This is a genomic window from Litoribacterium kuwaitense, assembly GCF_011058155.1.
Classification (GTDB): Bacteria; Bacillota; Bacilli; order Bacillales; family DSM-28697; genus Litoribacterium; species Litoribacterium kuwaitense.
Window position 1 is genome coordinate 1 of record NZ_JAALFC010000114.1, and the last position, 454, is coordinate 454.

Annotated in this window: 1 protein-coding gene; it reads right to left on the reverse strand. The window is 37.2% G+C overall.

Annotated elements, in window-relative coordinates:
* The coding region (locus tag G4V62_RS19250; RefSeq protein ID WP_165205247.1) for an RNA-guided endonuclease TnpB family protein at positions 1-454 on the reverse strand (454 nt) is incomplete at both ends.

The following is a 454-nucleotide window of genomic DNA, read 5'->3' on the forward strand; positions in this document are numbered from 1 at the left end:
TTTTGCTTTTGATAGTTCTTTGCTTCATCTAGTTTACATTTTCGTTTTAATGCTAATTCCTGTCGTCTAGACAGAATACGTTGTTCTTTTGCTAGTTTTTCTTCTAATGTGCGAAACCATTGAGGGTTGCCAAATATTTGCCCTGTAGAAAGAATCGCAAAATCTTTAAGACCAACGTCAATACCGACAGAAGAACCTGTTTTTTCTAATGGCTGCACTTCTGTTTCAGCAAGAATCGATACAAAGTATTGACCACTTGGGTTTCGTCTGATTGTAGCGTTAAGAATACGCCCCTCAACCTCACGACTTTTTGCGAACTTGACTAATCCAAGTTTGGGTAACTTGATTTTGTTTCCTACAATCGTAATATTCCCGTTCGTGTGCTTTGTTGTGTAGGATTGTACGTTATTCTTTTTTGACTTGAAACGTGGTGCTTTATTCTGTTTCTTGAAAA